Raw genomic sequence first — 14,271 nt, 5'->3', positions numbered from 1 at the left:
TGAGTGTGAGCAGGAAAAATGTTCGGCATATTCAAAAAGAAAAAACCGGCCCCGGCATACAGCGGCCCTCCGATCGATCCGAAATGGGAGCGCAATAAACAGGGCAAGTTCTTTCGACTCAGCCACCTCGATACCAGGGCCGAAGGTCTGCAGGGTTACGGCGGTGTCTTCGTGATCTGGCATTCCGGCGTCAAGCCGCAGTGGGTCTATGTCGGCGCGTCCGACGACCTCGCCCAGGCGATCAATGCCGCATCCGATGACGGCGACATCATGAGTTATGAAGTCAACGGCGGCCTGTTCGTAAGCTGGGCACCGATCCTCAAACTGCGCCGCAACGGCGTCATGCGGTTTCTGATCGAAGCCATGCAGCCGGTGGTCGAAAACCCCGACGCCAAAGGCATCAAGGACGGCCCGATCAGCGTCATCGTGCCGAAACGCAAATAGGCAAAGGCCCTCATCACATCAGCTAACACGGATCCCAAATCAGTTTTGGGATGACGGTTGTGTTTATCGTTCAGGCAGAAACTAAGCCGCCTGCTGGTTGGCCGCCTCGACGATCGAGACGATACCGTCGAGAATCCGCGTCAGGTCGAAATCCTTCGGCGTGTAGACGGCGGCGACACCGCTTTTCAGCAACAGCTTCTCGTCATCCGGCGGGATGATGCCGCCGACGACAACGGGGACATCCGCGAGGCCGGCGGCTTTCATTTTGGCGACGATATCGGCGACCAGCGTCACGTGCGAGCCGGACAGGATCGACAGTCCGACCACATGCACGCCTTCCTGCAATGCCGCCTGCACGATTTCATCAGGCGTCAGGCGGATGCCTTCGTAGACGACTTCCAGTCCCGCATCGCGGGCGCGGACCGCGATCTGCTCGGCACCGTTGGAATGCCCGTCGAGCCCCGGCTTGCCGACCAGCATCTTGAGGCGCGTGCCGAGCACGTCCTCGAGCTGATCGACGCGGGTGCGGATCGCGGCCATTTCGTCATGCGTGCCCGGCGCCGCCCCTCCGACGCCGGTCGGCGCACGGTATTCACCGTAAACGTCCCTGAGCACCGCCGCCCATTCGCCGGTCGTCACGCCCGCGTGCGCACACGCGATGGACGGTTCCATGATGTTGCGCCCCTCGGTGGCGGCGGCTTTCAATTCGCTCAGCGCCGCTTCGACCTTTGCGTCGTCGCGCGCACCCCGCCACGCCGCCAGACGTTCGATCTGTTCCTTTTCGGCACGGGCATCGACGGTCATGATCGAGCCGTCGCCCGCCGTCAGCGGCGAGGGTTCGCCATCGGTGTAGCGGTTGACGCCGATCACCGGCTGCTCGCCGCGTTCGATGGCCGCCAGGCGCCGTGCGTTGCTTTCGACCAGGCGGCGCTTCATGTAGGAATTCTCGACCGCGGCGGCGGCGCCGCCCAGGCCGTCGATGACGGAAAGCTCCTTCAGCGCGCCGGCCTTCAGTTCGGCGACCTTGGCCTCGATCACCGGCGAGCCGTCGAACAGATCGCCGTATTCCAGAAGATCCGTTTCATAGGCGACGATTTGCTGCAACCTGAGCGACCATTGCTGATCCCACGGGCGCGGCAGCCCCAGTGCCTCGTTCCATGCCGGTAATTGCACGGCGCGCGCACGGGCGTTCTTCGAAAGCGTCACGGCGAGCATTTCCAAAAGAATACGATAGACGTTGTTTTCCGGCTGCTGCTCGGTCAGGCCCAGCGAGTTGACCTGCACGCCGTAGCGGAATCGTCTGAGCTTCGCATCCTCGACGCCGTAACGCTCGCGGCAGATATCGTCCCACAGCTCGGTGAAGGCGCGCATCTTGCACATCTCGGTGACGAAGCGGACGCCGGCGTTGACGAAGAAGCTGATGCGTCCGACGACGGTCGGAAACTCGTCGGCAGGGACCAGCGGGCGGACCCGGTCCAGCACCTCGATGGCGATGGCCAGCGCGTAGGCCAGTTCCTGCACCGGCGTCGCACCGGCTTCCTGCAGATGATACGAACATACGTTGGTCGGATTCCATTTCGGAATCTCGCGGTACGTGAAGCTGACCACGTCGGCGATCAGTTTCAGGCTCGGCGCGGGGGGAAAGATATAGGTGCCGCGCGAAAGATACTCCTTGATGATGTCGTTCTGCACGGTGCCGGAAAGCTGGTCGCGGGCCACGCCCTGACGCTCCGCCGCCGCCACGTAAAGTGCCAGCAACCACGCCGCCGGCGCGTTGATGGTCATCGACGTGTTCATCTTGTCCAAGGGAATGCCGTCCAGCAGCACTTCCATGTCGCCCAAATGGCTGACCGGCACACCGACCTTGCCGACCTCGCCGCGCGCCAGCGGGTGGTCGCTGTCGTAACCGGTCTGGGTCGGCAGATCGAAGGCAATGGAAAGCCCGGTCTGGCCTTTTTCCAGATTGGCGCGGTACAGCTTATTCGATTCGGCCGCCGACGAATGCCCCGAATAGGTGCGGAACAGCCAAGGGCGGTCGGGTTTCACGTGGGCCATTTCGTTAGCATCTGCAGCAACGTCATTTTTACCCGCAACGTAATTTTCTGTCATTAACCCGAAGCCCCTGAACAATAACAATCCACAAATATCACTTCCGCGTAATTTTATTTCAAAAATGCGGAAAATTTTTTTGCAACGTAGCAAATTGTGCATTGCGAAGAAAGCGAAATCCGTCTATGCCTGATATTGCATTGCAACAAATTTGCAATTGCAAACGGGGATCGTCCGCACGTTCGGGAGGCATGCGGCGGTTGAGCCAACAATACGCGACTGAGCGACGACAGGGGACGAACCAAATGACCGAAGCCGCAGAAATCATCGATTTACATCCGGACCTGCCGAAGAAGGACCTTTACGAACTGGGCGAAATTCCGCCGCTCGGCCACGTACCGAAGCAGATGTATGCGTGGGCGATCCGCCGCGAACGCCACGGCGATCCGGATACCGCCATGCAGGTCGAAGTCGTCGACACGCCCGAGCTGGACAGCCATGACGTTCTGATCATGGTGATGGCCGCCGGCGTCAACTACAACGGTGTGTGGGCCGCGCTCGGCACGCCGATCTCGCCGTTCGACTATCACAAGGCCGAATACCACATTGCCGGGTCCGATGCGTCGGGCGTCGTCTATGCGGTCGGCTCCAAGGTCACGCGTTTCAAGGTCGGCGACGAGGTCGTGGTGCACTGTAACCAGGACGACGGCGACGACGAGGAATGCAACGGCGGCGATCCGATGTTTTCCACCTCGCAGCGCATCTGGGGCTATGAGACCCCGGACGGCTCGTTCGCGCAGTTCGCACGCGTCCAGGACCGCCAGTGCATGGAACGCCCGAAGCATCTGACGTGGGAAGAAAGTGCATGTTACACGCTGGTGCTGGCGACGTCGTACCGGATGCTGTTCGGTCACCGCCCGCACATCCTGCGCCCCGGCCATAATGTTCTGGTGTGGGGTGCGTCCGGCGGGCTCGGCGCCATGGCGGTGCAGCTTTGCGCCGTGTCGGGGGCCAACGCCATCGGTGTGATCTCGGATGAAGACAAACGCGACTTCGTCATGAGCCTCGGCGCCAAGGGCGTCATCAACCGCAAGAATTTCAACTGCTGGGGCCAACTGCCGCCGGTCAACGGCGACGGCTTCAAGGACTACATGAAAGAGACCCGCAAGTTCGGCAAGGCAATCTGGGACATCACCGGCAAGGGCAACGATGTCGACTTCGTCTTCGAACACCCGGGCGAAGCCACCTTCCCGGTCAGCTGCAACGTCGTCAAACGCGGCGGCATGGTCGTGTTCTGCGCCGGCACCACCGGCTACAACCTGACCATGGACGCACGGTTCGTGTGGATGCGCCAGAAACGTATTCAGGGCAGCCATTTCGCCAACCTGATGCAGGCCAGCCAGGCCAACAATCTGGTCGTCGAACGGCGTCTCGACCCGTGCATGTCGGAAGTGTTCTCGTGGGACGATATTCCGGCCGCGCACATGAAGATGCTCAAGAACCAGCACAAGCCGGGCAACATGGCGGTACTGGTACAGGCCAAGAAACCGGGCCGCCGCACGATCGAAGATTGCATCGAGGGGTAAGTGCGGCCACCGACATGACGGTCGGCATATGCTCAGCCGGCGTCTTGCCGGAACGAACGTTGGCCGATAACCTGCAGCCGCAATAAACGCCGAAACCGGCATCAGCATTGCGGTGGGGACCGATGGGGAAAGATAATATGGACGCGAGCGGCAATTCGGATACGCCGTTGATCGAGGGTCTTTTGGAACTGACGGCGGCCGCGCTGCCCTCAGCCGAACAGCTTTTCGCCGAAACCCGTCAGCATCTGCAGAAAATGGTCGTCGTCGACGGCCGCGTCAAAGGCCCGCTGGTCGAAAAATACCAGACCGAAGTGCACGGCCTGGCCTGGGTCGCGACCTATGTCGAGGGCCTGCGCCAGATGCTCGAATGGGGCAAGCGGCTCGACGCCGAAGGCCGTTTCGGTGAGCTTGAACAGTTGATGGTGCAGGCGGCGTTTGGGGAATACCTGAGCCAGCTTGCCGGCGGCATCGCCATCAGCCAGCTCGAGATGATCCGCCCCGGCGACATCGGCATCGGCGCCGCCGAAATGGATGCGTTCCATAGCGACGCGGTGCAGACCCTGCAGACGTTTGGCAACACCGGTGCCGTGCGTGCGCGCATCGCCGAACTGATCGAGGACAATCATTTCGGTGCCCCCGGCCTGTCCGACGAGACGCTGGACATGGTCCGCGACCAGTTCCGCCGCTTCGCCGAGGAACAGGTTCTGCCCCATGCCCACGAGTGGCATCTCAAGGACGAGCTGATCCCGATCGAGATCGTCGAACAGATGGCGGAGTTGGGCGTGTTCGGCCTGACCGTGCCGGAAGACTTCGGCGGCCTCGGGCTCGGCAAGATGGCGATGTGCGTCGTCACCGAGGAACTCAGCCGCGCCTACATCGGCGTCGGCTCCTTGGGCACGCGCTCGGAAATCGCCGCCGAACTGATCCGGCTCGGCGGCACCGACCAGCAGAAAGAACATTACCTGCCGCTGATCGCGTCGGGTGAAATCCTGCCGACCGCGGTGTTCACCGAACCCGGCACCGGCTCCGATCTGGCCTCGCTCAAGACCCGCGCGATCAAGGACGGCGATACCTATAAAGTGACCGGCAACAAGACCTGGATCACGCACGCCAGCCGCTCCGACATGATGACGCTGCTGGTCCGCACCGATCCGAACGAAGCCGGCTACAAGGGTTTGTCGATGCTTTTGGTCGAAAAGCCGCGCGGCTCTGAGGACGATGCGTTCCCGAAGGACGGCATGACCGGCGGCGAGATCGAGGTGCTGGGCTATCGCGGCATGAAGGAATACGAGCTTGGCTTCGACAATATGGAAGTGCCCGCCGAACAATTGCTGGGCGGCGAGGAAGGCCAGGGCTTCAAGCAACTGATGGCGACGTTCGAAAGTGCCCGCATACAGACCGCGGCGCGAGCCGTCGGCGTGGCGCAGAACGCCATGGAGCTGGGCCTTGAGTACGCCACCGGCCGTATTCAGTTCGGCAAACCGATCTACAAATTCCCGCGCGTGCACGGCAAGATCGCGTGGATGGCGGTGGAAACCATGATCGCCCGGCAGATCACCTATTTCTCGGGCCGCGAAAAAGACAGCGAGCGCCGCTGCGATATCGAAGCCGGCATGGCCAAGCTGCTGGCCGCCCGCGTCGCCTGGTCGAACGCCGACGGGGCGCTGCAGATTCACGGCGGCAACGGCTATGCGCTGGAATACCCGATCTCCCGCGTGCTGTGCGATGCGCGCATCCTCAACATCTTCGAGGGCGCGGCGGAAATCCAGGCGCAGGTCATCGCCCGTGGCCTCCTCGAAGGGAGGAACTGATCATGAGCATCGCAACCTGCAGCGCCGCCGCCGAAGACACCACCGAGATCGCGGCGCGTGTCGCCGACGTCATCGTCCGCGAAGCCACCGACGACGATGCCGAAGATGTCATCCAGCTGATCGGTGAAGTTTATGATGAATTCCAGGGCTGTGTGCTGCTGGTCGACGAGGAAGAACCCGAATTGAAAGCGCCGCAAACGGCCTTCGCCAATCTCGGCGGCCATTTCTGGGTCGCCGAATGCCAGGACCGGATCTGTGGCACCATTGCGCTGACGCCGACCGATGCGCCCAGGGTCGCGCGGCTGAACAAGCTCTATGTGTCGGATGCGGCGCGCGGGCGCGGGCTCGGCGAAACGTTGTGCCAGCTCGTCGAGCGCACCGCGAAGGACGAGATGAACGCCGACATGATCATGCTGTACACCGATTCCCGCTTCCTCGACGCGCACCGCCTGTACGAACGGCTCGGCTACCATCGCCAGCCCGGTCTGATGCAGCGCGCCGATGCGTCGAACTCCGTCGAGTACGTCTATACCAAGAAGCTTTAAGCGGTTTCCCCCTCTCCCAAGGGAGAGGGGACTCGTCAGTAACGAGGTGCGTTGACAGTCTTTGCGTTTGATGGATTGCTTCGGTCCTGATTTTTCCGGAGACCCGCCATGCCCATCGATACCGAACTTTATATCGCCTTTGTGTTTGCGACCGCGCTTTTGATCCTGATGCCGGGACCGATCGTGACCCTTGTCATCGCCAATTCCCTGAAGCACGGGACGGGGACCGGGGTCAGAACGGTGATCGGCGCGAACTCAGGCACCACGGTGCTGATCACGGCGGGCGCGCTCGGCCTGTCGACGGTGCTGGCGGTGGCGGCGGATGTATTCGAGTGGATCCGCTGGGCCGGAGTTGCGTATCTGGTTTATCTGGGCGCGCGTGAATGGCGCACCGCGCTCAAGGCGCAACCCGAAACCGACGCCATGCTGCCCCCCGACAAGAAACCGGCGGGCGTGTTCTGGCACGGCTTCGTCGTCGCCATCACCAACCCGAAAACGGTGTTCTTCTTCGTCGCCTTCTTCCCGCAGTTCATCGATCCGGCCCGGCCTTACGCGCCGCAGATCACCATCCTCTGCGTGACCTTCATGGTGCTGGCGTTTCTGCTGGACGGCATGTACGCGGTGATCGCGGGCCGGGCGCGGGGCTGGCTGGTCGGCGCCAAAAAGGCGCGTCTGCGGCACGGCATCACCGGCACGCTGTTGCTGGGGACCGGGCTCGGTCTGGCGTTGGCCCGGCGCAGTTAATCGCTTACGACACCGGCTGTCCTGATTCCGTTCAGCGCCGGCGCGATGTCCAGGCCGCTCAGCCGTTCAACTGTTTCGAGCGGCACCCGCTGGGCGGCGATCCGGCGCTTGGATTCTGCCCGTGTAGTCTTGATGTTTTCATGGCGCAATAGCCACGCCACAACCTCGGGCGCTCCGGTCCCGGCCTGCGGCACGATGACGATCTTGTAGAAATGACTGGCGACGGCGGCGGCGGGCCGGCCGCTCTTTGTCGGATGCGGCGCCGTGGCGGGCGCGTCCGGGCGGCCGTCGGCATCGTGGTCGAAGACAGCGCCGCTCATCACGTAAATTTCGCCCCTGAGGCGCGCCATCGCGCGGACGCGGATTTCCAGATCGCGCCACAGGGTGCGGTTAAATGCCGGGTATTGGTGCGCGATGTTGGAGAATACATAGGTATTGACCATGGCCTGTTCGGACCGCGTCATGTCGGCGCTCGCCACCATGTGGCCCCGGTCCATGCCGTCGCCACGGTAGCTGGCGCAGCGCGTGCCGCCCATAGCGGCAGGGACGCGCGGATCGGGACGGAAACACTGGGTGCGTTTTCGTTTCACCGCGACGTCGGCGGCACTGAGCCGGTAAGCGACCCAAAGCGGCATCCTGCGCACGGGATCGTAGCCCGTCAGCCAATGCGGCTGCGCCAGCACAATCGGCGGCAACGACGGTGCCTTGGCCACCGCCACACCATAAGGCGCGTGTTGGGTTGCGCTTTCAACGGCATCGGCCGCCATCAGCACCGCATCGTACGCCGCGCGCCTGGCCGGAGGCACATCGCAGCCGCAGGTTTCCCCTGCTCCTGTCCCTGCCCCGGCCGCCGGCACCGAGAGCAACAGCAGCAACAACCCGAAAATACTAAAAAGTGCTCTATTCATTTATATAAACTTTAAAGTGTATATGACTGAATCACGACCTCTTTGTTGTGGCACACGGAATTTGAAGATTTGGTGAAGCCCCCGGCGGTCCCGCCAGCCGCCCCTTGACGGCAGACAAAACCGGACTTAGTTTTGCCTCATGATGTTGAAGAAAAACAACGCGCTCGGCCTAAGCCTTATCACCCCGGGGTCCTGACAGGACGCCGGGTCACCGCTGCGCATACCGTTTTTACTTTTTTGAGTCCGACATCATGAAACCCTACCGCACACACGTCTCCCGTCTGCACGCCGTCCGCACCGATGCTGCGCGCCTACGACTTACCGACGACCGCCGGTAACTCCACGGCTGCCCGGCGGTCGCTTCCGAAGCCGTCTCATACATTCGGAAACTGAATACAAGCAGGGGTCCGCCGGTCATCAAGACCGCGCCCCGGGAGACGAAAATGACCAAAGCTACCGCAAAGCCCGCGATGATGCCGGGCGCAAAATACGTTCCCTTCAAACCCGTCGACCTGCCCGACCGGCAGTGGCCGTCAAAGGTGATCGACAAGGCGCCGGTGTGGTGCTCGGTCGATCTGCGCGACGGCAACCAGGCGTTGATCGAGCCCATGGGACCGGACCGCAAGCGCCGCATGTTCGAAAAGCTGGTGGAAATCGGCTTCAAGGAAATCGAGGTCGGCTTCCCCGCCGCCTCGCAGACCGATTTCGATTTCTGCCGCCAGTTGATCGAGGACGACATGATCCCCGACGACGTCACGATCCAGGTCCTGACGCAGGCCCGCGAGCCGCTGATCCGCCGTACCTTCGACGCCATCCGTGGCGCCAAGCGGGCCATCGTGCACCTGTACAACTCGACCTCGACGACGCAACGGCGCGTCGTCTTCGGCATGGACATGGACGCCATCACCAAGATCGCCACCGACGGCACCAAGCTGGTCCGCGAACTGGCGGATCAGGTCACGGACGGTGAAATCGTCTTCCAGTATTCGCCGGAAAGCTTCACCGGCACGGAACTGGAATACGCCCGCGATGTCTGCGACGCGGTCATGGACGTGTGGGCGCCGACGCCCGGGAAAAAGGCGATCATCAACCTGCCGGCCACCGTCGAGATGTCGAGCGCCAATATCTATGCCGATCAGATCGAATGGATGCACCGCAATCTGGCCCGGCGCGACAGCATCGTTTTGAGCCTGCATCCGCACAACGACCGCGGCACCGGTGTCGCGGCGGCGGAACTGGGTGTGATGGCCGGGGCCGACCGCATCGAAGGCACGTTGTTCGGTAACGGCGAGCGCACCGGCAATGTCGACGTCGTCACGCTGGCGCTGAACATGTTCACGCAGGGCATCGCGCCGGATCTGGATTTTTCGGACATCAACGAGGTCATGCGCGTCGCCGAATACTGCAACCAGTTGCCGGTGCACCCGCGCCATCCGTATGTCGGCGATCTGGTGTTCACGGCGTTTTCCGGCTCCCATCAGGACGCCATCAAGAAAGGCCTGGGGGCGATGAAAACCGCCAATTCCGAACAGTGGGACGTCCCCTACCTGCCGATCGATCCGAAAGACGTCGGGCGCAGCTACGAAGCCGTGATCCGCATCAACTCGCAATCGGGCAAGGGCGGCGTCGCTTACGTCATGGAAACCGACTACGGCTTCGAAATGCCCCGGCGTCTGCAGATCGAGTTTTCCGGCGTCGTGCAGGTCGAGGCCGACACCTCGGGCAAGGAACTGTCGGGCAAGGAGATCAAGTCGATCTTCGACGATGCGTACTTCAACCAGCCGCAAGGCCGGTTTCGCTTTGTCGATCACCGCTCGGTGCCCGACACCCACGCCAGCGAGGTTCGCGAACTGACCGCGACCATCACCGACGCGGGCAAGGAGGTGGCATTGAAAAGCAAGGGGGCCGGCCCCATCGATGCGTTCGTCAACGCCATCAACACGCACATGGGCGAAGATGTGAAGCTGGTCAGCTATCACGAGCATGGCGTCGGCACCGGCGCCGATGCGGACGCCGTCGCCTATGTCGAAATGCAGGTCGGCGACAAACCCGCCGTGTTCGGTGTCGGGCGGCACAAGAACATCACCAAGGCCTCGCTGAACGCGGTCGTCAGCGCCATCAACCGCGCGATTGCGGTTTAATCCCCCTCACCTGTCCTCTCCCCCACCAGTGGGGGAGAGGGACTCTCGTATCGACGCCACGTTCAACCTCATCCCTCTCCCCCTTTCAGGGGGAGAGGTTAGGTGAGGGGGTATTCGTCTCGCCGACCGACGCGCCGTCGCCATTGCCAACGAAAAACAGGATTTGTCCTCGCGAAACCGGGCGGCGGCGATTATATATGTGCAATGAACGCTTTTTTACCGTTTTTGCTCGGCTTCGCCATGTTGGCGACTTTGGCGATCCTGGTGGTCGGCCTGATCGGCTTCGCGCGCAATGGCCCATTTTACAAGAAACACGCCAATAACCTGATGCGCGCGCGTGTCATCGGTCAGGGCCTGGCCCTGATCATCTTCGCGATCATCATGTTTCTGGCCGCCAGATAAGACCGTTTAGGAGGCCAACTTGGTAACGCTCAGCAAAATCTATACCCGCGGCGGCGACACCGGCGAGACCTCGCTCGGCTCCGGCGACCGCGTCAAGAAACACGACGTGCGTGTTGCCGCCTACGGCACCGCCGACGAGGCCAACGCCGTGATCGGTCTGGTGCGTTTGCATACCCCCGCAGACAAATTTCCCGACGCCGACGCCATGCTGGCGCGCATACAGAACGATCTTTTCGATCTCGGCGCCGATCTCTGCACCCCCGAAGACGGCAAACGGTCCGACGGCGCGCTCAGGATCGTCGATACCCAGGTCGACCGACTGGAGGCGGAAATCGACGCCATGAACGCCGAATTGCAGCCGCTCACCTCGTTTATCCTGCCCGGCGGCACACCGGCCGCCAGTTACTTGCATCTGGCACGGACCGTGGCCCGGCGTTGCGAACGGCTGATGACCGAGCTTGCCGGATCGGAACCGGTCAATCCCGCCGCCGTCAAGTACATCAACCGGCTATCGGACCACCTGTTCGTGCTGGCCCGGCGTCTCAACGACAACGGCGCCGCCGACGTGCTGTGGGTGCCGGGCGGCAGCCGCTAGGCAAAAGCCGGCCCCGGCCCCCGGAAAGCGGCGGAAAACCGGTCGTTTCCCTTCACATTTTTGTCGCAAACGTAGCTTGACCCCCTATCTGGCAAGGCCTAATGTTGCGCCTGCGAAAAGACCCGTGCACCTGCACCCTAAACCGCTCCACATGAAGAATTCCCGGGATTTTCGCTGGGTGGAGAACCAAGAAGTCGCGAATGCGGCATAAGGAGAACCGATGAAGGCACTCGTTGCTGTCAAGCGGGTGGTTGACTATAACGTCAAAATCCGCGTCAAGCCCGACAACTCCGGCGTTGAACTGCAGAACGTCAAGATGTCGATGAATCCGTTCGACGAAATTGCCGTCGAGGAAGGCGTGCGCCTGAAGGAAGCCGGCAAGATCGAGGAATTGATCGCCGTTTCCATCGGCCCGGCCCAATCCCAGGAAACCATCCGCACCGCGCTCGCCATGGGCGCCGATCGCGGCATTCTGGTGGAAAGCGACGAAGATATTCAGCCCCTCGCCGTCGCCAAGATCCTGAAGGCCATCGTCGACAAGGAAAGCCCCGATCTGGTGATCGTCGGTAAACAGGCCATCGATGACGATTCCAACCAGACCGGCCAGATGCTGGCGGCGCTGCTGGACTGGCCGCAGGCGACGTTCGCATCCGAACTGGCGCTCGGCGACGGTTCCGCCGATGTGACGCGCGAAGTCGATGGCGGGCTGGAGACCATCAAGGTCAAGCTGCCGATGGTGATGAGCACCGACCTGCGTCTCAACGAACCGCGCTACGCCTCGCTGCCGAACATCATGAAAGCCAAGAAAAAGCCGATCGACACGATGACGACGGCCGATCTCGGCGTCGACGCGGCACCGCGCCTGACGACGCTGAAGGTCGAAGAGCCGCCGAAACGCGAAGGCGGCGTCAAGGTCGCCGACGTTGCGGAACTCGTCGGCAAACTGAAAAACGAAGCGAAGGTGATCTGACATGGCCAACGTACTTTTGATTGCCGATCATGATAATGCGGCGCTCCGCCCTGTTACCCTGAACGCCGTCACCGCAGCCCAGGAACTGGGCGACGTGACCGCGCTGGTTTGCGGCAAGGATTGCGCGGCTGTCGCCGCCGAGATGGCGAAAGTCGCCGGGGTCGCCAAGGTCCTGCATGCCGAGGGCGATCACTACGCCAACGCGCTGGCCGAAAGCGTCACCGAGCTGGTTGTCGGCATTGCCGGCGATTACGACTATATCGTCGCGCCGGCGTCGACGTCGGGCAAGAACATCACGCCGCGCATCGCCGCCAAGCTCGATGTGCAGCAGATTTCCGAAATCTCCGCCATCGTCAGCGCGGATACCTTCGTGCGCCCGATCTATGCCGGCAACGCGATGGCCACCGTGCAGTCATCGGACACGAAAAAAGTCATCACGGTGCGCGCCACCGCTTTCGATGCAGCGGCAAGCGAAGGCGGCTCGGCCGCGGTCGAAACCATCGATGCCGCCGGCGCCAGCGATCTGTCGGAATTCGTCAGCCAGAACCTGACCAAGTCGGAGCGCCCCGAGCTGACCAGCGCCGGGATCGTCATTTCCGGCGGCCGCGGCATGCAGTCGGGCGACAACTTCGCCATGCTCGAAGACATCGCCGACAAGCTGGGTGCCGCCGTAGGTGCGTCCCGCGCCGCCGTCGACGCCGGGTTCGTGCCGAACGATTACCAGGTCGGCCAGACCGGCAAGGTCGTGGCCCCCGATCTTTACATCGCCGTCGGCATTTCCGGTGCCATCCAGCACCTCGCCGGTATGAAGGATTCAAAAGTCATCGTCGCCATCAACAAGGACGAGGAAGCGCCGATTTTCCAGGTCGCCGACTACGGCCTCGTCGCCGATCTGTTCGATGCGATTCCCGCATTTTCCGCCGAACTGGACAAATAACAAAGAGACTGGATCCTGATTTATAATGGATAAACACGTAACCGCTGCATTCGATAGCGAGGAGAACAAGAGCATGGCGATAGATATCAAGAAGATCGGCATCATCGGGTCCGGTCAGATGGGCAGCGGCATCGCGCATGTCTGCGCGCAGGCCGGTTTCGACGTGCACATGCTCGACGTCACGGATGAGGCCCTTGCCGCCGGGATCGACAAGATCAAAAAAGGCATGGCACGCCAGGTTTCCCGTGGCGATCTGAAGGACGAAGATGCCGAAGCCGCGCTCAAGCGGGTCACCACCGGCACCGATTACGCCGCCTTCGGTGACTGCGACTTCGTTGTCGAAGCCGCCAGCGAGGACGAAGACGTCAAGAAAGCGATCCTCAAGATGCTGTGTCCGGTGCTCAAGCCCGACGCGCTGATCGCATCGAACACGTCGTCGATTTCGATTACCCGTCTCGGCGCACAGACCGACCGTCCCGGCAAGTTCCTCGGCATGCACTTCATGAACCCGGTGCCGCGCATGGAACTGGTCGAACTGATCCGTGGCATCGCCACCGACGAGGACACCTATTCGGCGATCCGCGAACTGGCCGCCAAGCTCGGCAAGCGTTCGGTCAACGCCGAGGATTTCCCGGCGTTCATCGTCAACCGCATCCTTCTGCCGATGATCAACGAAGCGATCTACACGCTTTACGAAGGCGTCGGTTCCGTCGATGCCATCGACACCGCCATGAAGCTCGGCACGCACCATCCGATGGGGCCGCTCGAACTGGCCGACTTCATCGGTCTGGATACCTGTCTCGCCGTGATGCATGTGCTGCACGACGGCCTGGCCGACACCAAGTACCGTCCGTGCCCGCTTTTGGTGAAATACGTCGAAGCCGGCTGGCTCGGCCGCAAAACCGGCCGCGGTTTCTACGATTATTCCACGGATACGCCGGTGCCCACACGTTAAGGGCCGGCGCGCGAAGCGCCAAGCCAGGCAACCAATACCCGAAACGGGGTCCCGGATATGACCGGGGCCCCGTTTTTACGTCCGCCCCCCGCGTTAACACACTGAAACATTTCATCACCCGCTTTTACGCTGTCGACATATCAATGCGACACGAAGCTGCGATCCTCCACATTGGAAACACACC

Annotated in this window: 13 protein-coding genes; 11 read left to right on the top strand and 2 right to left on the bottom strand. The window is 62.0% G+C overall.

The genetic code is table 11. From position 1 onward, the window contains the following. The first annotated feature begins 18 nt into the window (after nt 1-18). Nucleotides 19-444: a hypothetical protein gene (locus L2D14_04400; protein ID WNK00665.1), complete on the top strand. Its 426-nt coding sequence runs from the start codon at nt 19-21 to the stop codon at nt 442-444. Between the two features lie 81 nt (nt 445-525). Here the strand turns inward: L2D14_04400 and L2D14_04395 are convergent, their stop codons facing one another. After that, a complete protein-coding gene (locus L2D14_04395; protein WNK01647.1) occupies nt 526-2,499 on the bottom strand; it encodes a protein meaA in 1,974 nt (657 codons plus the stop codon). 299 nt (nt 2,500-2,798) lie between these two features. Here L2D14_04395 and ccrA point away from each other — a divergent pair, with 299 nt between their 5' ends. From ccrA to L2D14_04375, 4 genes are all read left to right on the top strand, one after another. Then, the gene (ccrA, locus tag L2D14_04390) at nt 2,799-4,079 is read left to right on the top strand and encodes a crotonyl-CoA carboxylase/reductase (GenBank protein ID WNK00664.1); all 1,281 of its coding nucleotides are present in this window, start codon (nt 2,799-2,801) and stop codon (nt 4,077-4,079) included. A 137-nt stretch (nt 4,080-4,216) separates the two neighbouring features. Next, on the top strand, nt 4,217-5,890 hold the full coding sequence (locus tag L2D14_04385; GenBank protein ID WNK00663.1) for an acyl-CoA dehydrogenase family protein: 1,674 nt from the start codon (nt 4,217-4,219) through the stop codon (nt 5,888-5,890). Between the two features lie 2 nt (nt 5,891-5,892). Next, a complete protein-coding gene (locus L2D14_04380; GenBank protein WNK00662.1) occupies nt 5,893-6,435 on the top strand; it encodes a GNAT family N-acetyltransferase in 543 nt (180 codons plus the stop codon). Nucleotides 6,436-6,543: 108 nt separating this feature from the next. After that, nucleotides 6,544-7,179 carry a LysE family translocator gene (locus L2D14_04375; protein WNK00661.1) on the top strand — a complete coding sequence of 212 codons (636 nt, stop codon included), beginning with the start codon at nt 6,544-6,546 and terminating at the stop codon, nt 7,177-7,179. On the opposite strand, the gene L2D14_04370 is transcribed toward L2D14_04375, so the two are convergent. After that, nucleotides 7,176-8,087 (bottom strand): DNA/RNA non-specific endonuclease, encoded by a 912-nt coding sequence (locus L2D14_04370; GenBank protein ID WNK00660.1) that lies wholly within the window; start codon nt 8,085-8,087, stop codon nt 7,176-7,178. The two genes, L2D14_04375 and L2D14_04370, sit on opposite strands and share 4 nt — an antisense overlap. Nucleotides 8,088-8,557: 470 nt before the next feature. Here L2D14_04370 and leuA point away from each other — a divergent pair, with 470 nt between their 5' ends. The 6 genes from leuA (at nt 8,558) to L2D14_04340 (ending at nt 14,087) form a co-directional block, all read left to right on the top strand. After that, nucleotides 8,558-10,228, top strand: a complete 1,671-nt coding sequence (gene leuA / locus L2D14_04365; protein ID WNK01646.1) for a 2-isopropylmalate synthase — start codon at nt 8,558-8,560, stop codon at nt 10,226-10,228. 204 nt (nt 10,229-10,432) lie between these two features. After that, complete coding sequence (locus tag L2D14_04360; protein ID WNK00659.1) at nt 10,433-10,630, top strand: HIG1 domain-containing protein; 198 nt, start codon at nt 10,433-10,435, stop codon at nt 10,628-10,630. Between the two features lie 19 nt (nt 10,631-10,649). Then, nucleotides 10,650-11,225 (top strand): cob(I)yrinic acid a,c-diamide adenosyltransferase, encoded by a 576-nt coding sequence (locus L2D14_04355; GenBank protein ID WNK00658.1) that lies wholly within the window; start codon nt 10,650-10,652, stop codon nt 11,223-11,225. Nucleotides 11,226-11,445: 220 nt separating this feature from the next. Beyond that, on the top strand, nt 11,446-12,195 hold the full coding sequence (locus L2D14_04350) for an electron transfer flavoprotein subunit beta/FixA family protein (GenBank protein WNK00657.1): 750 nt from the start codon (nt 11,446-11,448) through the stop codon (nt 12,193-12,195). A gap of 1 nt (nt 12,196) precedes the next feature. After that, nucleotides 12,197-13,132 (top strand): FAD-binding protein, encoded by a 936-nt coding sequence (locus L2D14_04345; GenBank protein ID WNK00656.1) that lies wholly within the window; start codon nt 12,197-12,199, stop codon nt 13,130-13,132. Nucleotides 13,133-13,205: 73 nt separating this feature from the next. After that, a complete protein-coding gene (locus L2D14_04340; GenBank protein ID WNK01645.1) occupies nt 13,206-14,087 on the top strand; it encodes a 3-hydroxybutyryl-CoA dehydrogenase in 882 nt (293 codons plus the stop codon). Nucleotides 14,088-14,271: the final 184 nt, after the last annotated feature.

It is taken from the genome of Thalassospiraceae bacterium LMO-JJ14 (assembly GCA_021555105.2).
Lineage (GTDB): Bacteria > Pseudomonadota > Alphaproteobacteria > Rhodospirillales > Casp-alpha2 > UBA4479.
Note: the sequence above shows the minus strand (reverse complement) of the source record. Positions and strands in the feature narration are given on the sequence as shown.